The following is a 26,365-nucleotide window of genomic DNA, read 5'->3' as shown; positions in this document are numbered from 1 at the left end:
TGATTAAAAAATAATCGCCGCGTACAGTTTAGGCAAAATTAGTGCGATTCGTCACGAAAATCCCTTGCTGACGCCATGGCGAATTTGCAATGTTTACCAGCCGGTCAATTTATCCCCCATCGCCATCACAAGGCAATGGCTGTTATCTTAACCGGCAAAAAAGGGAACGGCACAAGCTTTGCTTCGATAAAAAACAAAACAGGTGAGGACGACACTGCATGACGGCGGGTAAAAACTTGACGGTCAATGGCGACCGTCTGTGGGACAGTCTGATGGACATGGCGAAAATCGGCCCCGGCATCGCCGGCGGCAATAATCGCCGCACGCTGACGGATGAGGATGCGGAAGGCCGCCGCCTGTTCCAGCGCTGGTGCGAGGCGGCGGGCCTGACGATGGGCGTCGACCGCATGGGAACCATGTTCGCCACGCGCCCCGGTGAGGACCCGGAGGCTTTGCCGGTCTATATCGGCAGCCATCTCGACACCCAGCCGACCGGCGGCAAGTTCGACGGCGTGCTCGGCGTGCTGGCCGGGCTGGAAGTGGTGCGCAGCCTGAACGATCTGAACATCAAGACCAAACACCCGATCGTCGTCACCAACTGGTCCAATGAGGAAGGCGCGCGCTTCGCGCCCGCCATGCTGGCCTCCGGCGTCTTTGCCGGCATTCACGATCTCGATTACGCCTATAGCCGCACCGATACCGACGGCAAGACCTATGGCAACGAACTGAAACGCATCGGCTGGCTGGGCGAAGAAGAGGTGGGCGCACGCAGGATGCACGCCTATTTCGAATATCATATTGAACAGGGGCCTATCCTCGAAGCGGAAGGCAAACAGATCGGTGTCGTCACCCATGGTCAGGGCCTGTGGTGGCTGGAAGTTACGTTGACCGGCAAGGAGGCGCATACCGGCTCGACGCCGATGGCGATGCGCGTCAATGCCGGCCTAGCTGCCGCCCGCATCCTCGAAAAGGTGCAGGAAGTGGCGATGGCCCACCAGCCGGGCGCTGTCGCCGGCGTCGGCCAGATGATCTTCACGCCCAATTCCCGCAACGTGCTGCCCGGCAAGGTGGTCTTCACCATCGACCTCAGAACGCCCTCACAGGCGAAACTCGACAGCATGCGCGCCATCTTCGAACGCGAGGTGCCCGCAATCGCCGAAGAACTCGGCGTCGGCTGCTCGATCGAAGCCATCGGCCATTTCGATCCCGTCACTTTCGACGCCGTTCTGGTCGGCCGCGTGCGCGCCGCCGCCGAAAGACTGGGCTACAGCCACATGGATATCATCTCCGGCGCCGGCCACGATGCCTGCTGGACGGCAAGGGTCGCCCCCTCCACCATGATCTTCTGCCCCTGCGTGGACGGGCTTTCCCACAATGAGGCCGAGGAAATTTCACCGGAATGGGCAGCCGCCGGCTGCGATGTGCTGCTGCATGCGGTGCTGGAGACTGCGGAGATCGTGCAATGATCGTACCCACGATGGCAAGCCCCCTCATCCGGCCCTTCGGGCCACCTTCTCCCCGGCGGGGAGAAGAAACGCGCGGCAATGTTTTCGCCACCACCACCGACGTCATAAAAACCTGCAACGGTGTCTCCCATTTCTTCTCCCCGCCGGGGAGAAGGTGGCCCGAAGGGTCGGATGAGGGGGCAAGCATCATGGCCGATCACACCGGCAAAAAAGCATCGAAACGCCATTCCGGCAAAACCCCGCAAGCCCGTAAACTCCGCCGCGAGGAAACCGATGCGGAATACCGCCTCTGGTACGAACTGAAAAATCGAGGACTCAACGGCTTCAAATTCAGCCGGCAAGTTCCTCTTGGCCATTACATCGCGGATTTCGTCTGCCGCGAGAAAATGCTGATCGTCGAGCTGGACGGATCGCAACACGCCTCTTCCACACATGATCGGCAGCGGACGCTATGGCTGAATAAACAGGGCTATTCGGTGCTGCGGTTCTGGAACCATGAGGTTTTTGAAGAGCGTTCCTCTATGCTCAATACCATCCTGGCCGTCCTGAACGCCGAGACTTTCCTGCCCGATCATCCCGACCGTTATTCGCCAGTCCTCGTTACCGGGAACATCCACCAATGACCGCCACCATCATCAAGAACGGCATCATCGTCACCGCCGACCTCACCTACAAGGCCGATGTGAAGATCGAAGGCGGCAGGATCACCGAGATCGGGCCCGATCTGACCGGCGGCACGGTGCTCGATGCCACGGGATGTTACGTCATGCCCGGCGGCATCGATCCGCATGTGCATCTGGAAATGCCCTTCATGGGCACCTATTCCGCCGATGATTTCGAGAGCGGCACGCGGGCGGCCCTTGCCGGCGGCACAACCATGGTGGTGGATTTCTGCCTGCCCGAGCCCGGCCAGTCGCTTCTGGACGCGCTGGCGCGATGGGACAACAAGGCGACCCGCGCCAATTGCGATTACTCCTTCCACATGGCCGTCACCTGGTGGGGCGAACAGGTCTTCGACGAAATGAAGACGGTGGTCCGGGAAAAGGGCATAAACTCCTTCAAACACTTCATGGCCTATAAAGGCGCGCTGATGGTGAATGACGACGAGATGTTCGCCTCGTTCTCGCGCTGCGCCGAGCTTGGCGCCATTCCTTTCGTGCATGCGGAGAACGGCGATATCGTCGCACAGATGCAGGAAAAGCTGATGGCGGAAGGCAATGTCGGACCGGAGGCGCATGCCTATTCCCGCCCGCCCTCGGTGGAGGGCGAGGCCACCAACCGCGCCATCATCATTGCCGATATGGCCGGTGCGCCGCTTTATGTCGTCCACACATCCTGTGAGCAGGCGCATGAAGCGATCCGCCGCGCCCGCCAGAACGGCATGCGGGTCTATGGCGAACCGCTGATCCAGCATCTGATCCTCGATGAAAGCGAATATGCCAACCCCGACTGGGATCACGCCGCCCGCCGCGTGATGTCGCCGCCCTTCCGCAACCGGCAGCATCAGGACAGCCTCTGGGCGGGTCTTGCTTCCGGTTCGCTGCAATGCGTGGCGACCGACCATTGCGCCTTCACCACCGAGCAGAAACGCTTCGGCCTCGGCGATTTCCGCAAGATACCGAACGGCACCGGCGGGCTGGAAGATCGCATGCCGCTGCTCTGGACCCATGGCGTAACCACCGGCCGCCTGACGATGAACGAATTCGTCGCCGTCACCTCCACCAACATCGCCAAGATCCTCAACATCTATCCGAAAAAGGGCGCTATCCTCGTCGGCAGCGATGCGGATATAGTCGTCTGGGATCCGCAGCTGGAAAAGACCATCAGCGCGGCAAGCCAGCAATCGGCCATCGATTACAACGTATTCGAAGGGCGGAAGGTCAAAGGCCTGCCGCGCTACACCCTGTCGCGCGGCCTCGTCAGCATCGAGGAGGCCACCATCGAAACACAGCCGGGCCACGGCCAGTTCATTGCCCGCGACGCTTATCCAGCCGTCAGCCGGGCGCTTTCCACCTGGAAGGAACTCGTTTCGCCGCGCAAGGTGGAACGCGCAGGCATTCCGGCATCGGGTGTATGACCGTGAACACTGAGCCGAAACGCGAAATCGTCATCGCCGCAGCCGTTCTCCTCAACGAGCGGCGGCAGATGCTTGTCGTGCGCAAGCGCGGCACCACGCAGTTCATGCAGCCGGGCGGCAAGATCGATCCTGGCGAAACGCCGGAACAGGCGCTTCACCGCGAACTTGCCGAGGAAATCGGCCTGATGCTTCCCGAAAATGCCGTGCGTTACGAGGGCGTCTTTCGCGAGGAAGCCGCCAATGAAACCGGCGCCGATGTCGTCGCCCATACCTTCATCGCAAGGCTCTATACCGATGTCACGCCACAGGCGGAGATAGAGGAAGTGCGCTGGCTCGATCTCGACCGCCACCCCGGCGTGACGATCGCCAGGCTTACGGAAACCCAAATGCTGCCGCTGGCGCGCGCGGCGCTCACGGAAAGCGACAATCAGCCAAGATGAACCAGGCCTCTCCCTATTCCGTCGTTTCCGCCAGAAAACTGGGCCTCACCTTCGAAACGGGGGATGGCCCGGTCCATGCATTGTCCGATGTCGATCTGGATGTGGGAAAGGGCGATTTCGTCTCCTTCATCGGCCCTTCCGGCTGCGGCAAGACCACTTTCCTGCGGGTCATCGCCGATCTTGAAAAACACACGTCAGGAGAAATCACCGTCAACGGCACGACACCGGAAAACGCCCGCAAGGACCGCTCCTATGGCTATGTCTTTCAGGCCGCCGCGCTTTATCCCTGGCGCAGCATCGAAAAAAACATCGCCCTGCCGCTTGAAATCATGGGTTACAGCAAGGCGGAACAGCGCGAGCGCATCGACCGCACGCTCGATCTCGTCAACCTCAGCGGTTTCGGCAAGAAATACCCCTGGCAGCTCTCGGGCGGCATGCAGCAGCGCGCCTCCATCGCCCGCGCGCTCGCCTTCGATGCCGACCTGCTGCTGATGGACGAGCCTTTCGGGGCGCTGGATGAGATCGTCCGCGATCACCTGAACGAACAGCTGCTGAAGCTGTGGGACAGGACCGGCAAGACCATCTGTTTCGTCACCCACTCCATTCCCGAAGCGGTCTATCTCTCGACGAAAATCGTCGTCATGTCGCCTCGGCCGGGGAGAGTGACTGACGTGATCGAATCCACCCTGCCGCGGGAAAGGCCGCTGGAGATCAGGGAGACGCCGGAGTTTCTGGCGATTGCGCACCGCGTGCGTGAAGGGTTGAAGGCGGGGCATGGCTATGAGGGGTGAGGTCAGCGCCAGCATTACCCCCCTCTGCCCTGCCGGGCATCTCCCCCTCAAGGGGGGAGATCGGCAGGAGGCGCGATCACCGCTTCATTCGCAAACATTGAGATGGTTGAGACCCAACCGCGAGTCGATCTCCCCCCTTGAGGGGGAGATGCCCGGCAGGGCAGAGGGGGGTAAGCCGCACCCACGGAGTAAGCGTAAATCCCACCCACAGAGGGCTCCCCAATGACCCTCCTCCGCCACCGCATCCTCCCCATCCTCACCGTCCTCCTCGCCATCCTCATCCTCTGGCACCTCGCCGTCATCTACCTCAACATGCCCTTCGCCCGCGACCAGGCCACCCGCGCCGGTCAAACGCCAAGCTTCTCCGAACTCCTGCCGCAAACCTTCGCGCAGGAGCGTCCGGTCCTTCCCGCCCCGCACCAGATCGTCGCGGAACTCTGGGACACCACCGTCAACAAGGCCATCACCTCCAAGCGCAGCCTGATCTACCACGCCGGCGTCACGCTCTCCGCCACCCTGCTGGGTTTCGCCATCGGCGCTGTCCTCGGCATCCTCTTGGCCGTCGCGATCATTCATAACCGCGCCATGGACCGCTCCGTCATGCCGTGGATCATCGCCAGCCAGACCATCCCGATCCTCGCCATCGCGCCGATGATCATCGTCGTCCTGAATTCCATCGGCATTTCCGGGCTTTTGCCCAAGGCGCTGATCTCCACCTACCTTTCCTTCTTCCCCATCGTCGTCGGCATGGTGAAGGGCCTCCGAAGCCCGGAAACCCTCCAGCTGGACCTGATGCACACCTATAATGCCTCACCGGCGCAGATCTTCTGGAAGCTGCGCTGGCCCTCGGCGCTGCCCTATCTCTTCACCTCGCTGAAGATCGCCATCGCCATTGCGCTGGTCGGCGCCATCGTCGGCGAATTACCGACCGGGGCTGTCGCCGGGCTCGGCGCGCGCCTGCTTTCCGGCTCCTATTACGGCCAGACGGTGCAGATATGGGCGGCGCTGTTCATGGCAGCCGGCGTCGCGGCCCTGCTGGTGTCGATCATCGGCATCGCCCACGCAGCCGTCCTCAAGAGAATGGGAGCCCGGCCATGACGAATCCCTTCTGGTTTTTTGGCGCGATCCTGTTCTGGCTTGCCGCCTGGGCCTTCAACGAATGGCTGGTGCGCCACAGCTTCTCGTCACCGGCGGCAAAGCGCATGAGCCGCATGGCAGTGCCACTCCTCTTCGGGCTGGCCATTCTCGCCTTGTGGGAAGGCGTGGTGCGCGGTTTTGCCGTGCCGCCAATCCTCTTGCCGGCACCGAGCGCCATTCTTGCCCGCCTTCTCACATCCCTGCCGATCCTCTGGGCCGATTTCCGCCAGACCTTCCTCAAATCGGTGCTGACAGGCTATGTGCTCGGCTGCGGTCTTGGCTTCATCGTCGCCATCCTCATCGACCGGTCTCCCTTCCTCCAGCGTGGGCTGCTGCCGATCGGCAATTTCGTCTCCGCTCTGCCTGTTGTCGGCATCGCGCCGATCATGGTCATGTGGTTCGGTTTCGACTGGCAGTCGAAAGTGGCCGTCGTCGTCATCATGACTTTCTTCCCGATGCTGGTGAACACGGTTCAGGGACTTGCCGCTTCCAGCCACATGGAACGCGACCTGATGCGCACCTATGCCGCCGGCTGGGGGCAGACGTTGATAAAACTGCGCCTGCCCGCCGCCTGGCCTTTCATCTTCAACGCGCTGAAGATCAATTCCACGCTGGCGCTGATCGGCGCCATCGTCGCGGAATTTTTCGGCACGCCGATCGTCGGCATGGGTTTCCGCATCTCGGCGGAAATGGGCCGCAGCAATGTCGATATGGTCTGGGCCGAAATCGCCGTCGCGGCGCTTGCTGGTTCAGGCTTTTACGGTCTGGTGGCGCTCGCGGAGCGGGCCGTCACCTTCTGGCATCCGTCCGTCCGTGGGGGACGAACGTAAATAACGAAAAAGGGAACAGCGATGAAAATGAAACTTGCATCCATGCTTCTTGCCGGCGCGTCACTTCTGACGGCGGTGAGCGCCGAGGCCGCCGACAAGATCACCCTGCAGCTGAAATGGGTGACCCAGGCGCAATTTGCCGGTTATTACGTCGCCAAGGACAAGGGTTTCTATGAAGCAGAGGGCCTCGATGTCGATATCAAGCCCGGCGGCCCTGATATTGCGCCGGCGCAGGTTCTGGCCGGCGGCGGCGCGGATGTCATCGTTGACTGGATGCCCTCGGCACTTGCCACCCGCGAAAAGGGTGTTCCGCTCGTCAACATCGCCCAGCCGTTCAAATCGTCAGGCATGATGCTGACCTGCCTGAAAGAAACCGGCATTACCAAGCCGGAAGATTTCAAGGGCAAGACGCTCGGCGTCTGGTTCTTCGGCAACGAATACCCGTTCCTGTCGTGGATGGCGCACCTGAAAATCCCGACCACCGGCAGTGCGGATGGCGTCACGGTTTTGAAGCAGGGCTTCAACGTCGATCCGCTGCTGCAAAAGCAGGCCGCCTGCATTTCCACCATGACCTATAATGAATATTGGCAGGTCATCGATGCCGGCATCAAGCCGGAGGAACTCGTCACCTTCAAATACGAGGCGGAAGGCGTGGCAACGCTGGAGGACGGGCTTTACGTTCTCGAAGACAAGCTCAAGGACGCCAAGTTCAAGGAAGACATGGTCAAATTTGTCCGCGCTTCCATGAAGGGCTGGAAATGGGCGGAAGAAAACCCTGACGATGCCGCCGATATCGTTCTCGAAAACGACGCCTCCGGCGCCCAGACCGAAAAGCACCAGAAGCGCATGATGGGCGAAGTCGCCAAGCTGACGGCCGGCTCGAAAGGCGCGCTGGACAAGGCGGATTACGAGCGCACCGTCAAGACGCTGCTCGGCGGCGGCTCCGATCCTGTCATCACCAAGGAGCCGACAGGCGCCTACACCACCGAAATCACCGATGCGGCGCTGAAGTAGTCGAATTTACCCTGGATGCATGGAACGCGCGGCACCGTCCGCGCGTTTTTTTCACTGGTAACCCTTTTGATGAATTGCAATATCCCGACCTATACAAAAATGTATACCAACCATCGCGGCTATGCGGATTGATTTGTACGACAACAAGAATTACAGTCCCGCCCACAAGACTGCCAAATTTGATCTTGTAAAGAAAGCACTCGGCAAAGGTGCTTGAGATTCGCGTTGAGGGGCGTTTGAATCGGGAGGATCGAAAAGGAAGTATTGTGATCCCTTGTTTCACATTCGCTATCGCATGACCTTCTAATATACGCCGCAAGGCTGCAGGACATGCGATCGAATATTGCGCGAGCCAAGACACATGCAGCATAAATTCACGTTTAACCGCTTTGTATTCCTTCTTCTTTCCGCAACGGCGCTCCCCCTTTCCGCAGCAGCCGAGGGAGAGGCGCAGGCACCGGTCAAACAGCAGAACCTGCCTTCCATCGTCGTCGCACATGCCGCAAAACGCGATCTCGTGGACCGTATCATCGCGACAGGCACGATCCGCCCCGTGGACGAAATCTACGTCCAGCCGCTGGTCGATGGCCTGTCGATCGACACGCTGAACGTTGATATCGGCGACAGGGTGGAAGCGAATGCGGTTCTGGCCGTGCTTTCTTCCGACAGCCTCATCCTGCAGAAAAGCCAGCTGGAAGCCAACAAGGCAAAGGCAGAAGCTGCCGTCGCCCAGGCCAAGGCGCAGGTGCTGGAAGCCGAAGCGAGCGCGAGCGACGCGAACCGCCAGCGCGACCGCGCCGCAAAGCTCGGCCAGAGCGGCTCCGGTTCGGTTTCGCAGGTGGAACAGACCCAGGCACAGGCCGAAGTGGCCGCCGCCAAGCTCAACGCCGCCCGCCAGGCCGTCTCCGCCGGCGAAGCCGACATCAAGGTGGTTGACGCCCAGATCGCCGACATTGATCTGAAGCTGACGCGCACCGGTGTAAAAACCCCGGTCACCGGTATCGTCTCGGCCAAGAACGCCAAGGTCGGCGCGATTGCCAGCGGCGCCGGAAACCCGCTTTTCACCGTCATCAAGGACGGCGCGATCGAACTCGTCGCCGATCTGTCCGAGACCGATATCCAGAAGGTGAAGGTCGGCCAGAAAGCTTATTTGACGGTTGCCGGCGGAGCTGAGAAAATAGAGGGCAAGGTGCGCCTCGTTTCGCCCACCGTCGATCCGACGACGCGCCTCGGTTCCGTGCATGTCGTTCTGCCCGAAAACAGCCCGGCGCGCTCGGGCATGTATGCCAGCGCGGCGATCATCGTCGAGGAGACGAATGCGCTCGCTTTGCCGCTGTCGGCCGTCACCTCCGGGCGCGAAGGCTCGACCACCCGCAAGGTGGAAGGCGATATCGTCAAGCAGGTGAAGATCGAGACCGGCATTGAAGACGGCGGTTTTATCGAGATTGTCAGCGGTCTTGCTGCTGGAGACAAGGTTGTCGAGAAAGCTGGAGCATTCGTGCGTGATGGTGACCGGATAAGACCGGTGGAAGCCCCTGCGGCTGTGTCCAACTGACTGAGGGAATGAAATGAACTTCTCCGCATGGTCAATCCGTAACCCGATTGCGCCGCTGCTTGGCTTCGCGCTTTTGATGATCCTCGGCATGCAGGCGTTCAACACCCTGCCGATCACCCGTTTTCCGAACATCGACGTTCCCGTCGTGGCCGTCACCGTGACCCAGAGCGGCGCTTCGCCCTCCGAGCTGGAAATGCAGGTGACGAAGGAGATCGAGGATGCCGTCGCCGCCATCAGCGGCGTCGACGAAATCCAGTCCACCGTGGTCGACGGCCAGTCGACGACGACAGTTGTCTTCCGCATCGAAAAGCCGACGGAAGAAGCGGTTCAGGACACCAAGGACGCCATCGACAAGATCCGCAGCGATCTGCCTTCCGATATCGAAGTGCCCGTCGTCAGCAAGATCGACGTCGAGGGACAGGCGATCCAGACCTTTGCCGTCTCCTCACCGAACATGACGCTGGAAGAACTGTCCTGGTTTGTGGATGACACGATCAAACGCTCGCTGCAGGGCCAGTCCGGCATCGGCAAGGTCGACCGCTATGGCGGCGCCGACCGCGAGGTGCGCGTTTCGCTGAGCCCCGAAAAGCTCGACGCCTATGGCATCACCGCAACCGAGGTGAACAGCCAGCTGCGCGGCACCAATATCGACCTCGGCTCCGGCCGCGGCCAGGTCGGTGGCAACGAGCAGACCATCCGCACGCTCGGCGACACACGCGATGTGAGCCAGCTTGCCAACACCACGATTGCGCTTTCCAACGGCCGTTTCGTCAAGCTTTCCGAGCTCGGCACGGTCACAGACACCTATGAGGAGCAGAAGTCCTTCTCGCGGTTCAACGGCAACCCCGCCGTCACCTTCGCGGTGTTCCGCTCCAAGGGCGCCAGCGAGGTCTCGGTCGCCGAAACCGTGGCGGCAAGCCTCGATCAGGTGCGCAAGAACCATCCTGATGTCTCGATCGAAATGGTCGATGACGCCGTCTATTTCACCTATGGCAACTACAAGGCGGCGCTCGACACGCTGATCGAAGGCGCTATCCTCGCCGTCATCGTGGTCCTGCTCTTCCTCCGCAACTGGCGCGCAACCCTGATTGCCGCCGTGGCGCTGCCGCTCTCCGCGATCCCGACCTTCTGGATCATGGATATCATGGGCTTCTCGCTCAACCTCGTCAGCTTCCTCGCGCTCACGCTCGCCACGGGTATTCTCGTGGACGACGCCATCGTGGAAATCGAGAACATTGCCCGCCACATCAAGATGGGCAAGACGCCCTATCGCGCGGCACTGGAAGCGGCGGACGAAATCGGCCTCGCCGTCATCGCCACCAGCTTCACCATCATCGCCGTCTTCGTGCCTGTCTCGTTCATGCCCGGCATTCCCGGCCAGTACTTCATCCAGTTCGGTCTGACGGTCGCCTTCTCGGTATTCTTCTCGCTCGCGGTCGCCCGTCTCATCACGCCGCTGATGGCGGCCTATCTGATGCGCGCCGAAGACGCGATGGACGATCACCACGATAATGACAGCCGGCTGATGAAGGCCTATACGCGCATGGTGACCGCCACCACCCGCAAATGGTGGGCGCGGTATCTGACGCTGCTCGGCGCGATCGCGTTTCTCGTCGCCTCCGTCATGCTGTTGAGCCAGGTACCCGGCAGCTTCCTGCCGCCGGACGACGCCTCACGCGTGACACTTTCGGTGGAACTGCCGCCCAATGCGACGCTTGACGAGACAGATCGGACGACGACGCAGATCTATCACGCGCTGCGGGACATCAACGGCGTGGAAAGCGTCTTCATCCTTGGCGGCGCGTCGCCCAAGGGGGACCTGGAGCTTCGCCGCGCCACCGTTAACGTCATTCTGCAGCATATCGACCATTCGCTGCTCAAGCTGGTGGTCAACAAGGGGCTCGGCTCCATTCCGCTCATCGGCCAATATCTGCCGAAGGTGGAGGAAAAGGGCCGCGTACGTCCGCAATGGGATGTGGAACGGGATATTTTCGCGCAGGTTCGCGGCATTCCGGATGTCCGCATCATCAAGCTGAACGACCGTGCGGAACGCGAACTCTCCTTCAACTTCCTCTCCACCAATGAGAAGGACCTGAACGACGCCGTCGGCATTCTCGAAAGCCGCCTGCGCGCCTCGCCCATCCTTGCCAATGTCAGCTCGGAAGGTGCATTGCCCCGCCCCGAACTGCAGATCCGCCCGCGCAAGGACGAAATCGCCCGCCTCGGCATCACGCCGCAGCAGATTTCGCAGACGGTGCGTGTCGCCACCATCGGTGACATCGACGCCCAGCTGACGAAGATTTCGCTTGATGACCGGCAGATCCCGATCCGCGTGCAGGCCTCGCTCGATACACGTCGCGATCTCGCCACCATCCGCGCGCTGAAGATCAAGACCGCCTCCGGGTCGCTGGTGCCGCTCTACAGCGTTGCCGATATCGACTATTCGGAAGGTCCAAGCTCGATCAAGCGCAACGACCGCAACCGCGTGGTCTCCATCGGCTCCGACGTCCCGTTCGGCACGGCGCTGGATACCTCGACGGCTGAGTTCAAGCGCATCGTCTCGGAAACCGACCTGCCGGCAAGTGTTCGCCTTGCCGAAAGCGGCGACGCCAAGGTGCAGGGCGAAATGCAGCAGGGCTTCGTAAACGCCATGCTGCTTGGCCTGATGCTGGTGCTGGTCGTGCTCATCCTGCTGTTCAAGGATGTCATCCAGCCCTTCACCATCCTGTTCTCGCTGCCGCTTGCCATCGGCGGCGTGGCCGTCGCACTCATCATCACGCAGAACGCGCTCTCCATGCCCGTTCTCATCGGCATCCTGATGCTGATGGGCATCGTGACGAAGAACGCCATCCTGCTGGTGGATTTCGCCATCGAAATGCGCCGACACGGCATGGAACGGGTGCATGCCATGGTGGAGGCCGGCCGCAAGCGCGCCCGCCCGATCATCATGACCTCCATCGCCATGTCCGCGGGCATGTTGCCCTCGGCGCTCGGCGTCGGCGAAGGCGGTTCGTTCCGCGCGCCGATGGCGATTGCGGTGATCGGCGGCATCATCGTTTCGACGGTGCTGTCCCTGATCGTGGTCCCGGCCTTCTTCCTGATCATGGACGACCTGTCGCGCCTGCTCGCCCACCTCTTCGGCCGCTTCGTCGGCAAGAAGGAAGAGGAGGAAGAAGCGCTCTCTAACGAGAAACTCTCGGAGATCGCCCGCGAAAACAGCCTCGCTCTCTCTTCGCTGGAGGCACGGGTGGCCGGCATGGAAAAGGGCAGCGGCGACAAGGCCGGTGACAAGGGCAGCAATATATTGCGGTTGCCGCCGCTTGCTGCGGAGTGAAGTTTGCAGCGTAACGATTGAGACGCCGGGCCATGTGCCCGGCGTTTCTTTTTGGGTGGACGTTTAAGGACAAAGCGCCGCCTCTTGTTTCTTCTCGCCGAGGGGGAGAAGGTGGCCCGAAGGGTCGGATGAGTGGGCAAGCTCTCCGGACATCGCTACCCTTGCCCCCTCATCCCGCTGCCGCGGACTTCTCCCGGCGGGGAGAAGAAATATGTGGCACTCGCCCGCTCCATATTCCTCCTCACATTCTTGAGCAGGAATGGTCTCGCAGCATTCCCGCTGTCCCAAATGACAACTCAAATCCTGTTTGATCGAAATCAATTCGCTTTCCAGGTGAACTGCTAATCTCCCTCGCATCGGGAATTGCCGGTCGAGGGATAATGCGATGAGTTCTGTGCAGATAGGCGTGAGGGAGAAGGAACTTCCCCGGTTTCGTATCGCTTCGGACAGCCCGGCAAAAGGTTTGAGCGGGAGCCGAATGGACGTGAACAAGACCGTGAAGCTGAGCAACAGGGACAGGAACATTCTGCTGCGCGCGCCCTTGATCGGGATAGCGGATGATGCAGCGGCGCTGAAGCTGATGGAAGCGGCGACCATCACCAATGTGAATGCCCGCCATGTGCTCTTCAAGGAAGGCGAAGCCGCGCAGCATTTCTACTGCGTGCTGTCGGGTTACATCAGGCTTTACCGGCTGGACAGGCACGGGCGCGAGGCGGATGTGCGCGTCAGCGGCCCCGGCGATACCTTCAACGAATGCCTGATTTTCGGCAGCGATACCTATCGTTACAGCGCGCAGGCGGCGGAAAGCTGCACCGTGGCGCGGTTCGAACTCACAAGAATCCGCAGCCTGATCGATCAGGAACCGGCAATCGCCAAGGCCGTCATGCGCTGCCTGTCCAACAGCCTGCTGGCCAGCATGGACTGCATCGCCAATGACCGGTTGCAGACAGCGCCGCAGCGTGTCGCCCATTACCTCATCAATCAGGGACCGCGCGACGCCACATCCTTTTCGCTGCGGCTGCCGTTCCAGAAAAGCCTGCTTGCCGGCAAGCTTGGCCTTGCACCGGAAGCACTCTCACGCGCCTTCTCGGCACTGAAGAAAGCTGGCGTCACCGTGCGCGGCCGCATCGTGCAGGTCAATGATGTTGCGGCGCTGAAGCAGATCTGAAGACACCGGGAGAGGACGAAGGGCGGGATGCCTTAGGGTATTCCGCCCTTCTGCATGTCCGAAATCGAAAAATCAGTCCGGCTGCGACACAAAGCGGAAGCTGTCACCCTGCCGCTCGACACGGAAAAATCCACCGAGATGACCGCCGGAAACCAGCCAGCCGTGATCGGCGGCCTCGGCCAGCGCCTCAAGGCGTGTTTGGTAAGCAAGCGCAGAATCGATATCGTAGACGAAACCGACACCGGGATCCTTCACCTGCAAGTCGCTCACATGCAGAACATCGCCCCATAATAACAGCCGCTCATCACCATTGCCGATCAGGTACCCGGCATGTCCCGGTGTATGGCCGGGCATGGCGATGGCTTCCACGTCCTCGGCAATCCTGCCTGTCGGGATCGGCCGCAACATCGGGCCACAAATGTCGAGCAGCCGCGCGGCAAGATCGAAGCCGCCCTGCCGGGCCGGCGGCAGGGTCTTGCGCGCCTCCGCACTGCTGAAAAATCCGAGATCGGCCTCGGGCACCCAGATATCGGCATTGGGAAAATAAGGCCGGTCGCCATCGATGAGGCCAAGCGCATGATCGCCATGAATATGGGTGAGGATGACACGCCCTACATCGGCCGGCTGAATACCGGCGGCTACCATCGCCGCGCGGGCATGGCCATAGGCAGCACCCCAGGCGGTGCCGCAACCGGCATCGATCAGCCAGATGCCGTCAGGCCCGGACAATGCGAAGCAGTTGACGTCCATATCCACCGTTTCGCCCTGATGGCCGGCAAGGGCAGCGGCCAGCGCTTCGGCACCCTGACGGTGGATGAGATGGCCGACCGGCGCCTTGTAGACACCGTCGACAAAACGGGAAACCTCGTAAGCGCCGAAACGGCGGGATATTGCCATATTTCAGAGACCGCCCTGCTCTTTCAGGAAACCGACGATGCGCTCCACGCCATCGCCGCGTTTCATATCGGTGAAGACGAAAGGCATGGCGTTGCGCATGCGGGTCGCATCGCTGTCCATGACGGTCAGATCGGCCCCGACATAGGGCGCTAGGTCCTTCTTGTTGATGACCAGCAGGTCCGAGCGGGTGATGCCCGGCCCGCCCTTGCGCGGAATTTCCTCGCCCTGACAGACGGAGATGACATAGATGGTGATATCGGCAAGGTCGGGCGAAAAGGTCGCGGCGAGATTGTCGCCGCCGGATTCGATGAAGACCACGTCGAGATCGGGAAAGCGCGCATTAAGCCCGGCAATCGCCTGCAGATTGATCGTCGCATCCTCGCGGATGGCCGTATGCGGGCAACCGCCCGTTTCAACGCCGACGATACGCTCGGAAGGCAGCGCCTGCATGCGCACCAGCGCCTCCGCATCTTCCTTGGTATAGATATCGTTGGTGACGACGGCGACGGAATAATCGGCGCTCATCGCCTTGCAGAGCTTTTCCGTCAGCGCCGTCTTGCCCGAACCGACTGGCCCGCCAATACCGACGCGCAGCGGGCCATTGCCCGATTTCATGCCCGATTTCACCGCTCTGTTCCCTTCGATATGCTTTGGTATTATTTCACCATAGTCCGCCAGCCGGACGCTTCAAGATATGCAAGGATCGTGCCGCTTGTTTCTTCTCCCCGCCTGGGAGAAGAAACTCGTGGCACCCGCTCGCTCGTCAGGACCGGAAAAGCCGGGTGCCCTGCGTTTCATGCCGCATGGCCGCCGTGTCAGCGATGATCGTCGCACTGCCGAGATCGTCGAGCGTGGACTGCATCGCCCGCGCCGCCATCTCCGCGATGATCGCTTCACTTGCAGCCAGAATGGCGACGCCATCCTTCTGTCCCGCGACCCCGAGGCGGATGCCCGCCGACACGATCTGCGAGACGCCGGCATGCAAAAAGGCGGCAATCGTGTCCCTGAGCGGCACCGCATGACCGGCGGCGACTGCCCCGACAGCGATGGGATAGGGAACGTCTTTGGGCAACACGTCCAGAACCGCATGCGGCCAGGCACCGGCGGCGGCAACGAAGGCATCGCCCAGAAGCACCGTCTCGCGGTATCGCTCCGCCGAACCGGCCAGCGCCCGCGCCAGATCGGCCGTTTCGCTCAAGACGGCGGCGTCCTCGGCATTGCGCCAGGCATGTGCCAGAAACACCGCATCGTTCCAAAGGCTGCCGCAGCGCAGAAGCGTTTCGAGCCAGTCGCGCAGAGCCGCTGCATCCCCGACGCGCCGATCCTCCACCGCCTTTTCAAGTCCACCGGAATAGGAAAAACCGCCAACCGGAAAGGCAGGCGACATCCAGGCCATGAGCCGCAGCAGCGCGGCAACGCCGCGATCTTCGCTCACGGCTCAGCCGTGATCGTGATGGTGGTGGCCGTGATCATGGCCGTGGGAATGCCCGCCATGGGCATGATAAGCGCCACGGGCCGGCTGGAAAGGCTCTTCGACATCACGCACGGTAGCGCCAAGACCTTCCAGCATGGCGCGGATGACGTGGTCACGCAGGATGAGAATACGCTCCTCCTCGATCTGCGCGGAAAGATGCCGGTTGCCCAGATGCCAGGCAAGCTCGATCAGGTGAAGGCGATCCTTCGCCTTGATTTCGAAGAGCTTTTCGTCAGCCGCGCGGACCTCGATCAGGTCGCCGTTTTCCACCACGAGAAGATCGCCATGGGCAAAAAGCACCGCTTCCTTCAGGTCCAGCATCACCATCTCGTCATTCTGCAGATGCAGCAGCTTGCGGCGAAGATGCCGCTGGTCATGCGCCAGAGTGACATAACCGGAAGGTTCGTCGGCAGGGGTTCCGGCCGGATGATAGGAGGTGACGCGCAGCATGGGATGATCCGTTTCAGAAACAGTCTTGGGGTCTGATTTTTGACGGATAGACGGGGGGATTTCAAGGCACGATTTAGGGACACATGGCCGCCAGAACGACAAAGCCCGGCATTGCTGCCGGGCCAAGCGTAAACCTTTCTCCGCCTTCGACGTCATCCTCGGGCTTGACCCGAGGATCCACGCCTCGGGCGCTTATGGATCCTCGCCTCAACGGCGAGGATGACGGAGGAGAGATTTTCGCCTCCTGCCGATAGCCCGAAGACACGACATCGCTGCCGGGCCTGCGCAAACCCACAATCAGGCCGCAGCGCGGCTCTTGAGGTTTTCCAGAATGTTCTGCGGCGCGGAAACGCCATAGGGGTCGGATTCGCAATTGTCCTGATAGCCCTCTTCCTCGAACCACTGCTCGACGACGCCATCATTGACGACGGCGGCGTAACGCCAGGAGCGCATGCCGAAACCGAGATTGTCCTTGGCGACCAGCATGCCCATCTTGCGGGTGAACTCGCCCGAGCCGTCAGGGATGACCTTGACGTTTTCGAGGTTCTGGCCCTTGGCCCAGGCATTCATGACGAAGGCGTCGTTGACCGACAGGCAATAGATTTCATCAACGCCGAGCGCCCGGAATTCCGGCGCCAGCTTTTCGAAATCGGGGAGCTGGTAGGTCGAGCATGTCGGCGTGAAAGCGCCGGGCAGCGAAAACAGAACGACCTTCTTGCCCTTGAAATAATCGTCGGAGGTCATGTCCTGCCAACGGAAGGGGTTCGGGCCACCAACGGCCTCATCACGAACGCGCGTGCGGAAGGTAACGGCGGGCACTTTTTTGCCGAGCATGTCTTGTCTCCTGTTCTGGCGTTTTACAGGGATCACTTGGGATCGATCCCTGCATAATTCTTTTGCCGTTTCCATAACGCAAGACGCGCTGCGGTGCAGCATAAAAATAGGCTTTGTCAGAGGAAAACCACGGCTTGCGAGGATCAATCATGCAGCGCCACCGACCAGCGCAGAAACGGCGGCAATGGTGTCCACCAGCCGGTGCGAATGCCGGCCTCACGCAACATGGCAGCCGACCATGTATTGCAGCCGACAAGGGCGTTGAACCGGCCATTCGCCTCGAAAAACGCATCCGTCAGGCCATAAGCGACGCCCGGTATCAGCCGCACCTTGCCATTGTCGCGCGAAAAGCTGGCGCGAATGGCCGCCACGAGGCGCTGATATCCGGCTTCGGAAATGCGAAGGCGCTTTACCCCGGCAAGATCGGCGGGAAAATCTCCCGTCACATCCACATGCATCACCGACTGGTCAAGCGTCAGCGAGCGCAAGACCGGCATGGGCTTCAGATCGGCCCAGGTGGGTGTCTCGGTATAAAACGACCGGCCGCCCCAGCCGAACACCAGATAAGCGGCCGCCGGGTGGTTGACGGCAATGCCGTCCTCCTGCAATTCGGAAAAGACCCGCCGCAGATCGTCATCGATCGGCAACGCAATATCGGTGTGGATCGGGTTGGATAACAGCAGGATTTCGCGGTCTTTCACGCCCCCGCTCACCTCATCGGCGAAAAACGGGCGCGGCAGGACAGTACCGAGCAGAAGGAGCAGGAGGAGCAGCAGCATGCCGCCGCCGATCCACCTTGTGATAAATCTCACCATGAAATGCCGTTAAAACAGGAAATAACGCTGCGCCATTGGCAGCACCGTGGCCGGCTCGCAGGTCAAAAGCTCGCCATCCGCCCTCACCTCATAGGTTTCCGGATCGACCTCGATATGCGGCGTCAGCGAATTATGGATCATCGACGCCTTGGAAATGCCGCCGCGTACATTCTTCACCGGCAGCAGCTTTTTCGCCACGCCGAGGCGTTGGGCAAGGCCGGCATCCAGCGACGCCTGCGAAACGAATGTGACCGAGGAATTGGTGCGCAGCTTGCCATAGGCGGCAAACATCGGCCGGTAATGCATCGGCTGCGGTGTGGGAATGGAGGCGTTCGGATCGCCCATCGGGGCCGCGGCAATGGAGCCGCCGAGCAGCACCATCTCCGGCTTCACGCCGAAAAAGGCCGGGTTCCACAATACCAGATCGGCGCGCTTGCCGACTTCGATCGAGCCGATCTCATGGCTGACGCCCTGGGCGATGGCCGGGTTGATGGTATATTTGGCGATGTAACGGCGGACACGGAAATTGTCGTTTTCGCCGGTCTCTTCCTTCAGGCGGCCGCGCTGGCGCTTCATCTTGTCGGCTGTCTGCCAGGTACGGATCGCCACCTCGCCGACACGGCCCATGGCCTGACTGTCGGACGAAATGATCGAAAACGCGCCGATATCGTGGAGAATATCCTCCGCCGCAATGGTTTCCTTGCGGATGCGGCTTTCGGCAAAGGCAATGTCTTCAGGGATTGACGGCGACAGGTGGTGGCACACCATCAGCATGTCGAGATGTTCGGCCAGCGTATTGACGGTATAGGGCCGCGTCGGATTGGTGGAGGACGGAATGACGTTCGGGTTGCCGCAGACCTTGATGATATCAGGCGCATGGCCGCCGCCCGCACCTTCTGTATGGAAGGCATGGATGGTGCGACCTCTGATGGCGGCGACAGTGTCTTCCACGAAACCGCTTTCGTTCAGCGTATCGGTGTGGATCATCACCTGCACGTCGTATTCATCGGCCACCGTCAGGCAATTGTCGATGGCGGCAGGCGTCGTGCCCCAGTCCTCATGCAATTTCAGCGAGGAAGCGCCGGCAAGGATCATCTCTTCCAGAGGCGCTGGCAGCGAGGCATTGCCCTTGCCGGCGAGCGCGAGATTCATCGGGAAGGCATCGAAGCTCTCGATCATGCGCTCGATATGCCATGCGCCGGTGCAGGTGGTGGCGAGCGTGCCGTGCGCCGGGCCGGAACCGCCACCGAGCATGCAGGTGACGCCGCTCATCAGCGCCTCTTCGATCTGCTGCGGGCAGATGAAGTGAATATGCGCATCCATGCCGCCGGCGGTCAGGATCTTGCCTTCACCGGCAATCGCCTCCGTCGAGGGACCGACGATGATCGTCACGCCCGGCTGCGTATCGGGGTTTCCCGCCTTGCCGATGGCGTGAATGCGGCCGTTCTTCAGGCCCACATCCGCCTTGTAGATGCCGCTATGGTCGACGATCACCACATTGGTGATGACGGTATCGACCGCCCCTTCGGCCCGCGTCGCCTGACTCTGGCCCATGCCGTCGCGAATGACCTTGCCGCCGCCGAATTTCACTTCCTCGCCATAGGTCGTGTGGTCCTTCTCGATCTCGATGAAGAGTTCGGTATCGGCAAGGCGCACCTTGTCGCCCACGGTCGGGCCAAACATGCCGGCATAGGCGGCGCGGGAAATCTTGTAAGGCATGGGCTCAGGCTCCTTCGGACGCGGAGAAAATCGATGTGGGAGAAATTCGTGTGAGCTGGCCCTCGCCCGCAAGGGCTTCTACCAGCTGTTGTTCGGCAGCAAATGGATGGCCGCTCCAGCCCTGATGGCCGAAGCCGGCAATCGCCACTTCGTCACCATCGCCGCTCACGTTCTCAAGAACATGGGCGATGGTGACAAGGCCTGTGCTGGGGCAGACATAGGGCGCGGGCGCATAGGCTTCGAGCGCAACATCGAGCCTTTCATGCACACCGCGCGGAATGACGATGTGGCTCTTGCCGGTCTCGCGGGCGATGGCGGCAAAGCTTTCGGTGTAATCGGCGCAGAAATCGGTCAGTTCGGGCCAGCGTGCGCGTATGTCCGGTTCCATTTCGGAAAATTTTGCGGGATCCCGCACGGACCAGATGGCAGCGGCCTGTCGCACACCGTCACTCTCGCGCCATTCGGTTCCCTCGGTCATTTCGAGGCCCGGCCGCCCGGTGTTGCACACGGCCACCACATCGGTGCGCGTGCCACCCAGCCCCAGCGACCGGCAATCATTGAAGCGGATGACGATGTCGGAACGGTCGATGAAATCAGCCACGCCCGGCGGCAGTTCCCCGTTTCCGACGATCGTGATCCGCCGCCCCATGCGTTCAGAAGCCTTCCGACAGCTGACGCAGTTCTTCCGCCCGCTTGCCGCTCATATCGGCCATGCAGGAAGAAATCAGCATCGGTTCCATCGAGCCGCCGCGCGCCTGAAAGCCTGAAAGAGCACAATTGGCGTCACGAAACGCCACCCAGGCGCGCTGGGCAGCCACCAGAGCGTCGGTCGCACCCTTGCCGTCCGCATCGGCTGTCTTGTCGCGCTCCGCGAGCAGCTTGCGCAGCTTCTGATATTCGGCGTTCAACTGCTTGTCGGCCTTTTCGTAATCCTTGCCGGCGCAGATGGTCATGTCCGCCTGCGTCTGCGGCGCCTTGCAGTCCGGCTCGCTCTGCGCTGCGGCCGGCATGGAAAATCCGGTGGTCGCGCTGAGAAGCACGGCCGCCATGAAGACGTTGTTTCGGCTCATCTCCATCGCTCAGGCCGCCGCGCCATCGAAAGCCTGTGGCTTCAGCGCCCGGGGATCAACACCATCGAGACAATTGGCGTTCACTGCCACCATCGGCGTTCCATCCGGCCCGTCGGCATAAGCAAAACTCTCGATGCCGCAGGTGGAGCAGAAAAGATGATGGATCTTGTGTTTGTTGAAGAGATATTCCGCCAGCTTGTCCTCGCCGGAAAGCAGCGTGAACTTGTCACGCGGCGCGAAAGCGAGCGTGGAGCCAAGACGCTTGCAGCGCGAGCAATTGCAGACAACAGTGTGATCGAGATCGGCATCGACCTCGAAGCTGACGCTGCCGCACTGGCAGCTTCCATGATAATGCGCCGTCGCCATTTCATAACCTCCCCATGACCTGTTGACGGAAACCATAAACCTCACGCTTGCCGGAAAGCGGCACCAGCGTCACTTCCCGCTTCTGGCCGGGTTCGAAACGAACCGCCGTGCCCGCGGGAATATCGAGACGCATGCCGCGCGCCCTGTCGCGGTCGAAGATGAGACCCGCATTGGTCTCGAAGAAATGATAATGGCTGCCCACCTGCACCGGCCGGTCGCCCGAATTGGCCACCTCGATCGTCACGGTCGGCTGGCCGGCATTGAGTTCGATGGTGCCTTCTGCGGCAATGATTTCGCCTGGTTTCATGGTGCTCCCCTTGTCTTTCTCACGCGGCCGTGGCTGCCGCGCAGCCTTCCGCTTTCAGCACCCGCTTCGTCGATGCCGGGTTGTTGATGAGCCTGGCCGCCGGACGAACGGGCCTGCGAACCAGCTCGCCGCCGCAATTCGGACAGGCGCCATCAAGCACGCCGGTCACGCAGTCGACGCAGAAAGTGCATTCGAACGAGCAGATCATCGCATCCCTGTTATCGGGCGCAAGATCGCGGTCGCAGCATTCGCAATTGGGCCGAAGTTCCAGCGCCATATCAACCCCTCAACGGATCGGTTCGTGAACGGTCACCAGCTTGGTGCCGTCAGGAAAGGTCGCTTCCACCTGCACATCATGGATCATCTCGGCGATACCATCCATCACCTGATCGCGGGTAATGACATGCGCGCCGGCTTCCATCAGGTCGGCCACAGCGCGACCATCGCGGGCGCCCTCGACCACGAAATCGCTAATCAGCGCAATCGCTTCGGGATAGTTGAGCTTCACGCCGCGTTCCAGCCGGCGGCGCGCCACCATGGCGGCCATGGAAATCAGCAGCTTGTCTTTTTCTCTTGGGCTAAGGTTCATCGTGGTCCCGCAGCTTGGCGCCTGCCCCGCAAACAGCGCGATTGCGGCAGGCAGATCCGACGTATTGACAGACCCCGAAGGACGCCTGTCGCGGGGCAACCTTAAGGGTTTACAGATTCCAGACTTTCGGCACTGGCGCGCCGTTTCGCAAGAGCGAAATGATCGGAAAAAGCAATTTTCTCAAGGAGAAACCATCTTCGGCAGAGACGCGAACGACAAGCTTGCCCTGCCATTCGCTGGCGCCGCCGCTTTCACCGGCAATAGCCCGGATTTTAGGCAGAAGCGCCTCAGCCAGCGGCCCGATATAAAGAAGCGTGGCAAAGGCGACCTGACCAGCCAGAACCGCCGGTTTCGCCGTCAGCGCCGCCACCTCGCCCTGAAGCACAAGTTCTTCCGCATGCACCAGCCTGCCTCCATGGCGAATACGCCAGCGGTCACGAAAGAGACCATGCGTCATCGCCTCGCCCATGGCCTTACGGCCGAGCAGCACGGCTTCGACAGCGATGAATTCGGAGGATTGGTCGAGATCGGCTTCCAGCCGGCGGGTCAAGGAAGCACGGTCGAAGAGGATGGTTTCCTGCGGCAGCCAATGCAGCTTCGCACCCGGCCCGGCGGAAACGCGGGCGGTCACGGTGGCGGTGCCTGATGATGCCTTGTAGACCTTTTCGCAGGCCTGCGTGGTCACAACAAGCGAGGTGCCGGCGCCGGCCGTGGCCTGCCATTCGATTTCGTCTCCGCCGGTCAGGCCGCCGGAGGAATTGATGAGGATGGCTTCCGCTTCGTTTGAGAAGGTTTCCGGCAGGCGGATTTTCGCGCAGCCTTCCTGGAACAGTTCGTCCAGCCGGCTGCGGCCCTCAACAGCCTTTGTTACAACGCGTCCTCTGCCACGGGCGCGTTGCTGCCGGACAGGTTGAGCGTCTTGGCGACCGGAAGGGCCGATGGCTTGCTGTTGCTGCTGCACGCGGTCTCCGAAACAGTTGCGGAAGCGGACGAGGTCTTGACGCCACAATCCTTCTTGACGACGGCATCCACGACAAGCTGCCCTTCCGTATTGCGGAAGAAATCCCACATTCTTTCGGCCGCATCAACCGTGCGCGTCACTTCGCCTGTGGGCATCTTGCGCTCCACGGCCGGTTCCGCCTTCGGTGTCTGCTCGCCGCCCGGCTTGCGGGTGACAACGGCGTTAGCGGCCAGAACCTCGGCCTTCATGGTGGCGCGCGGCCAGGCGTGGTCCCAGTCGTTGATGACATAGGACTGGATGCGTGCGCCAGCCTTGCAGACATCATAGGAATTGACGGTGAAGCTCTCTCCCACCTTGCTTTTGGCAGCGCCCTTGCACCCATCCATTTCGGCCCAGCGCTTCAACGCCGTTTCGCCGCCATATTGCCAATAGGACTTGCCGCCGCCCTGATAGGGATTGGCGGGGTCTTTCAGCCCGGCAAAGGCGATGATCGACATTGGCCGCACAGGCTGGCAGCTTGCCGCATCCGGTCCCCATTTGCCTTCCGTCTCCAGCGGATAACCGGCGCGCAGCGAAGCAACGAAGCCGGCAGCGTTAAAGTCCGCGTTGCCGCTGCAGATGAATTGCGACAGCATGCGCCCGCCGCCGGAATAACCGGAGCCATAAAAACGCTCCTCATCCACGCAGAACTTGCCCTTCACCATGGTGATGGCATCGCGGATGAAACCGACTTCATCGAGCCCGCCCGGCCGCTTGGTGACGCCGGGAACATTCCAGGCACGGGTGCCCGGCAATTCGCCGCTCAGGCTGCCGGCCAGCGCCACGACCATGAGACCGTCACGCTCGGCAAGCTTGTCCCAGCCGCTGCGGTTCAGCTGACCATGCGGATTGCTGTTGGAACCATGGAAATCGAACACGACCGGCAGCGGCTTATTTCCATCATAGGCCGATGGAACAAAATAGACGCCGTCGCGTTTTTCACCGTTGGAGAGAATGGAAAAGTCGTGCCGACCCGGTTCCATGCCGGGGCCAATACCCTGACCGCAGGTCGATGCCGACGCTGCGGCCCCTGCGCTTGCGCTGATCACCAGCCCGAGGAACAGGCTGCGTGCGGAACGCACCAACCGGGAAGCCCGGCCCACTGCAAAGTCTTGAATCATTGACACGCCTTTATTGGCACAGTTTCCCGACGATACGTCGAGCGTGCAGGAAATGTAAGGGATCAACAGTCGCGGCGTGCGAATAGACTTCTTCTGTGTCTCGCATGCAGCATTTCATGCGCCCAATACCATAGGCTTTTACTTAATGAAACGCTAAAATTACGCATGAAAGCCATGCACAGGCGCATAGACTTTCAAAATATTAATCGGCCGTTTTTATGCCGTGATCGGCGTGCTCAACGTTACACTGTCAGATGCCGCCGCGCTTCCGGCGTATCCAGCGTTTCGGCCAGCCCCTCATGCACGATTTCACCGCGGTCCATGATGTAGACGTAATCGGCAAGCTCGCGGCAGAAATCCAGATATTGCTCGACCAGCAGGATCGCCATGCCGGTGGAGTCGCGCAGATATTTGATCGCCCGGCCGATATCCTTGATGATCGACGGCTGAATGCCCTCGGTCGGTTCGTCGAGAACAAGGATTTTCGGCCGCGTCACCAGCGCCCGGCCAATCGCAAGCTGCTGCTGCTGGCCGCCCGAGAGATCGCCGCCGCGCCGCGACAGCATGGTTTGCAACACTGGAAACAGGCTGAAAATATCGTCCGGGATGAAACGCTCCCTACGCGGCAGCGGCGCATAACCGCTCTCCAGATTTTCCTGCACGCTGAGCAGCGGAAAGATTTCCCGTCCCTGCGGCACGTAACCCACCCCGCGCTTAGCCCGCTGGTAAGGTGCGAGCCCGTCGAGCGCCGCATCGCCGAAACGGATGGTGCCGGCGCTGGTGGCCTGCTGGCCGGTGACGGCACGGAGCAACGAGCTTTTGCCGACGCCGTTGCGGCCGAGAACACAGGTGATCTTGCCCATCTCCGCTTTCAGCGACACGCCGCGCAGGGCCTGCGCCGCGCCATAGTGGAGGTTGATGTTTTCGACTGTCAGCATGATAAAACTCCATTGGCGGTATGGTGGGCGGCGTTACCCCCCTCTGCCCTGCCGGGCATCTCCCCCTCAAGGGGGGAGATCAGATGCCGTTCCCGCTCGTCCCATCGCCTACTGGTCATGAGGCAGGGTGTTAGCCGCTTGCCGATCTCCCCCCTTGAGGGGGAGATGCCCGGCAGGGCAGAGGGGGGTAACGCCGCAAACACCACCATCACCGCCCCAGATAATTCTCGATCACCTTCGGATCGCTGGACACAAAATCGATCGACCCTTCGGCCAGCACCGAGCCTTCGGCAAGACACGTCACCTTCACGCCCAGCTCGCGGATGAAGCCCATATCGTGCTCCACCACGACAACCGAACGGGTCTTCGCGATCTCCTTCAAAAGCACGGCGGTTTCCGCCGTTTCCGCATCCGTCATGCCGGCGACAGGCTCGTCCACCAGCAGCAGTTTCGGTTCCTGCGCCAGCAGCATGCCGATCTCAAGCCACTGTTTCTGGCCATGCGAAAGGTTGGCGGCGAGATCGCCGCGGCGGTGGCCGAGACGCACGGTGGCGAGGATTTCCTCGATGCGCGCCTTGTCCTCCTGCGTCAGCCGGTAGAACAGCGTGGCGAAAACGCCGCGCTTGCGGTTCAGCGCCAGTTCCAGATTGTCCCAGACGGTATGGCTTTCAAACACCGTTGGCTTCTGGAATTTACGCCCGATGCCGAGCTGGGCAATATCCGCCTCATCCTTTTTCGTGAGGTCGATGCTGTCTTCGAACAGCACCGTGCCGGTATCCGGCCGGGTCTTGCCGGTGATGATATCCATCATCGTCGTCTTGCCGGCGCCATTCGGGCCGATGATGGCCCGCAGCTCGCCCGGCTCCACCACGAAGGAGAGCGAATTGAGCGCCCTGAACCCGTCGAAGGAAACGGAAACACCGTCGAGATAAAGCAGGCTTTTGGTTCTGTTTTCGGAAACCGTGTTCATGTC

At 61.1% G+C, this 26,365-nt stretch carries 28 protein-coding genes; 11 read left to right on the top strand and 17 right to left on the bottom strand.

Annotated elements, in window-relative coordinates; translation table 11 throughout:
• Positions 1-218: 218 nt before the first annotated feature.
• The 11 genes from V6R85_RS08160 to V6R85_RS08110 all read left to right on the top strand — a co-directional run bounded on the left by V6R85_RS08160 (position 219) and on the right by V6R85_RS08110 (position 13,812).
• Positions 219-1,466, top strand: a complete 1,248-nt coding sequence (locus tag V6R85_RS08160) for a Zn-dependent hydrolase (protein WP_060725231.1) — start codon at positions 219-221, stop codon at positions 1,464-1,466.
• Positions 1,463-2,089, top strand: coding sequence for an endonuclease domain-containing protein (locus tag V6R85_RS08155; protein WP_245364689.1), 627 nt, complete (start codon positions 1,463-1,465; stop codon positions 2,087-2,089). The genes V6R85_RS08160 and V6R85_RS08155 overlap by 4 nt, the downstream gene beginning before the upstream one ends.
• Positions 2,086-3,543 carry a dihydropyrimidinase gene (hydA, locus tag V6R85_RS08150; protein WP_060726797.1) on the top strand — a complete coding sequence of 486 codons (1,458 nt, stop codon included), beginning with the start codon at positions 2,086-2,088 and terminating at the stop codon, positions 3,541-3,543. The genes V6R85_RS08155 and hydA overlap by 4 nt, the downstream gene beginning before the upstream one ends.
• Complete coding sequence (locus V6R85_RS08145) at positions 3,540-3,983, top strand: NUDIX hydrolase (RefSeq protein ID WP_162695495.1); 444 nt, start codon at positions 3,540-3,542, stop codon at positions 3,981-3,983. Before hydA ends, V6R85_RS08145 begins: the two co-directional genes overlap by 4 nt.
• Positions 3,980-4,774 (top strand): ABC transporter ATP-binding protein, encoded by a 795-nt coding sequence (locus tag V6R85_RS08140; RefSeq protein ID WP_112958708.1) that lies wholly within the window; start codon positions 3,980-3,982, stop codon positions 4,772-4,774. The genes V6R85_RS08145 and V6R85_RS08140 overlap by 4 nt, the downstream gene beginning before the upstream one ends.
• Positions 4,775-4,996: 222 nt before the next feature.
• Positions 4,997-5,872 carry an ABC transporter permease gene (locus tag V6R85_RS08135; RefSeq protein WP_003510111.1) on the top strand — a complete coding sequence of 292 codons (876 nt, stop codon included), beginning with the start codon at positions 4,997-4,999 and terminating at the stop codon, positions 5,870-5,872.
• Positions 5,869-6,741, top strand: coding sequence for an ABC transporter permease (locus V6R85_RS08130; protein ID WP_107675894.1), 873 nt, complete (start codon positions 5,869-5,871; stop codon positions 6,739-6,741). Before V6R85_RS08135 ends, V6R85_RS08130 begins: the two co-directional genes overlap by 4 nt.
• A gap of 21 nt (positions 6,742-6,762) precedes the next feature.
• A complete protein-coding gene (locus V6R85_RS08125; protein ID WP_060725234.1) occupies positions 6,763-7,755 on the top strand; it encodes an ABC transporter substrate-binding protein in 993 nt (330 codons plus the stop codon).
• Between the two features lie 361 nt (positions 7,756-8,116).
• Complete coding sequence (locus V6R85_RS08120) at positions 8,117-9,310, top strand: efflux RND transporter periplasmic adaptor subunit (protein WP_111784205.1); 1,194 nt, start codon at positions 8,117-8,119, stop codon at positions 9,308-9,310.
• A gap of 13 nt (positions 9,311-9,323) precedes the next feature.
• Positions 9,324-12,644, top strand: coding sequence for an efflux RND transporter permease subunit (locus V6R85_RS08115; RefSeq protein WP_060725235.1), 3,321 nt, complete (start codon positions 9,324-9,326; stop codon positions 12,642-12,644).
• A 478-nt stretch (positions 12,645-13,122) separates the two neighbouring features.
• Positions 13,123-13,812 (top strand): Crp/Fnr family transcriptional regulator, encoded by a 690-nt coding sequence (locus V6R85_RS08110; protein WP_111834098.1) that lies wholly within the window; start codon positions 13,123-13,125, stop codon positions 13,810-13,812.
• A gap of 72 nt (positions 13,813-13,884) precedes the next feature.
• On the opposite strand, the gene aidB is transcribed toward V6R85_RS08110, so the two are convergent.
• The 17 genes from aidB to urtD all read right to left on the bottom strand — a co-directional run bounded on the left by aidB (position 13,885) and on the right by urtD (position 26,362).
• Complete coding sequence (gene aidB / locus V6R85_RS08105; RefSeq protein WP_111794464.1) at positions 13,885-14,709, bottom strand: AidB family quorum-quenching N-acyl homoserine lactonase; 825 nt, start codon at positions 14,707-14,709, stop codon at positions 13,885-13,887.
• A 3-nt stretch (positions 14,710-14,712) separates the two neighbouring features.
• Positions 14,713-15,324, bottom strand: a complete 612-nt coding sequence (gene ureG, locus V6R85_RS08100) for an urease accessory protein UreG (protein WP_020813394.1) — start codon at positions 15,322-15,324, stop codon at positions 14,713-14,715.
• A gap of 148 nt (positions 15,325-15,472) precedes the next feature.
• Positions 15,473-16,144, bottom strand: a complete 672-nt coding sequence (locus V6R85_RS08095; RefSeq protein WP_020813393.1) for an urease accessory protein UreF — start codon at positions 16,142-16,144, stop codon at positions 15,473-15,475.
• A gap of 3 nt (positions 16,145-16,147) precedes the next feature.
• Positions 16,148-16,633, bottom strand: coding sequence for an urease accessory protein UreE (ureE, locus tag V6R85_RS08090; RefSeq protein ID WP_020011584.1), 486 nt, complete (start codon positions 16,631-16,633; stop codon positions 16,148-16,150).
• Positions 16,634-16,930: 297 nt separating this feature from the next.
• Complete coding sequence (locus V6R85_RS08085) at positions 16,931-17,467, bottom strand: peroxiredoxin (RefSeq protein WP_003510133.1); 537 nt, start codon at positions 17,465-17,467, stop codon at positions 16,931-16,933.
• A 143-nt stretch (positions 17,468-17,610) separates the two neighbouring features.
• Positions 17,611-18,282: a TIGR02117 family protein gene (locus V6R85_RS08080; protein WP_162695494.1), complete on the bottom strand. Its 672-nt coding sequence runs from the start codon at positions 18,280-18,282 to the stop codon at positions 17,611-17,613.
• A 9-nt stretch (positions 18,283-18,291) separates the two neighbouring features.
• Complete coding sequence (gene ureC, locus V6R85_RS08075) at positions 18,292-20,001, bottom strand: urease subunit alpha (protein ID WP_020813390.1); 1,710 nt, start codon at positions 19,999-20,001, stop codon at positions 18,292-18,294.
• Between the two features lie 4 nt (positions 20,002-20,005).
• On the bottom strand, positions 20,006-20,650 hold the full coding sequence (locus tag V6R85_RS08070; RefSeq protein WP_111781863.1) for a Urease operon accessory protein: 645 nt from the start codon (positions 20,648-20,650) through the stop codon (positions 20,006-20,008).
• Between the two features lie 4 nt (positions 20,651-20,654).
• Positions 20,655-21,077, bottom strand: coding sequence for a lysozyme inhibitor LprI family protein (locus V6R85_RS08065; protein ID WP_111834097.1), 423 nt, complete (start codon positions 21,075-21,077; stop codon positions 20,655-20,657).
• A 3-nt stretch (positions 21,078-21,080) separates the two neighbouring features.
• Entirely contained in the window at positions 21,081-21,437 is a 357-nt protein-coding gene (locus tag V6R85_RS08060) for a GFA family protein (RefSeq protein WP_003510140.1), read from the bottom strand.
• Position 21,438: 1 nt separating this feature from the next.
• Complete coding sequence (locus V6R85_RS08055; protein WP_003510142.1) at positions 21,439-21,744, bottom strand: urease subunit beta; 306 nt, start codon at positions 21,742-21,744, stop codon at positions 21,439-21,441.
• A gap of 19 nt (positions 21,745-21,763) precedes the next feature.
• Complete coding sequence (locus V6R85_RS08050) at positions 21,764-22,021, bottom strand: DUF1272 domain-containing protein (RefSeq protein ID WP_003510145.1); 258 nt, start codon at positions 22,019-22,021, stop codon at positions 21,764-21,766.
• A gap of 9 nt (positions 22,022-22,030) precedes the next feature.
• Entirely contained in the window at positions 22,031-22,333 is a 303-nt protein-coding gene (locus V6R85_RS08045) for an urease subunit gamma (protein WP_111834096.1), read from the bottom strand.
• 109 nt (positions 22,334-22,442) lie between these two features.
• Positions 22,443-23,294, bottom strand: a complete 852-nt coding sequence (locus V6R85_RS08040; RefSeq protein ID WP_162695493.1) for an urease accessory protein UreD — start codon at positions 23,292-23,294, stop codon at positions 22,443-22,445.
• Entirely contained in the window at positions 23,201-24,454 is a 1,254-nt protein-coding gene (locus V6R85_RS08035; protein ID WP_111834095.1) for an alpha/beta hydrolase family esterase, read from the bottom strand. Before V6R85_RS08035 ends, V6R85_RS08040 begins: the two co-directional genes overlap by 94 nt.
• A 242-nt stretch (positions 24,455-24,696) precedes the next feature.
• The gene (gene urtE, locus V6R85_RS08030) at positions 24,697-25,392 is read right to left on the bottom strand and encodes an urea ABC transporter ATP-binding subunit UrtE (protein WP_003510152.1); all 696 of its coding nucleotides are present in this window, start codon (positions 25,390-25,392) and stop codon (positions 24,697-24,699) included.
• A 208-nt stretch (positions 25,393-25,600) separates the two neighbouring features.
• Entirely contained in the window at positions 25,601-26,362 is a 762-nt protein-coding gene (gene urtD, locus V6R85_RS08020) for an urea ABC transporter ATP-binding protein UrtD (protein WP_006314997.1), read from the bottom strand.
• Positions 26,363-26,365 lie beyond the last annotated feature (3 nt).

Origin of the sequence: Agrobacterium sp. CCNWLW32 (genome assembly GCF_037083425.1) — a bacterium.
Taxonomy (GTDB): domain Bacteria; phylum Pseudomonadota; class Alphaproteobacteria; order Rhizobiales; family Rhizobiaceae; genus Agrobacterium; species Agrobacterium radiobacter.
The sequence above is the reverse complement of the archived record's forward strand: the minus strand, read 5'-3'. Positions and strand labels throughout refer to the sequence as shown.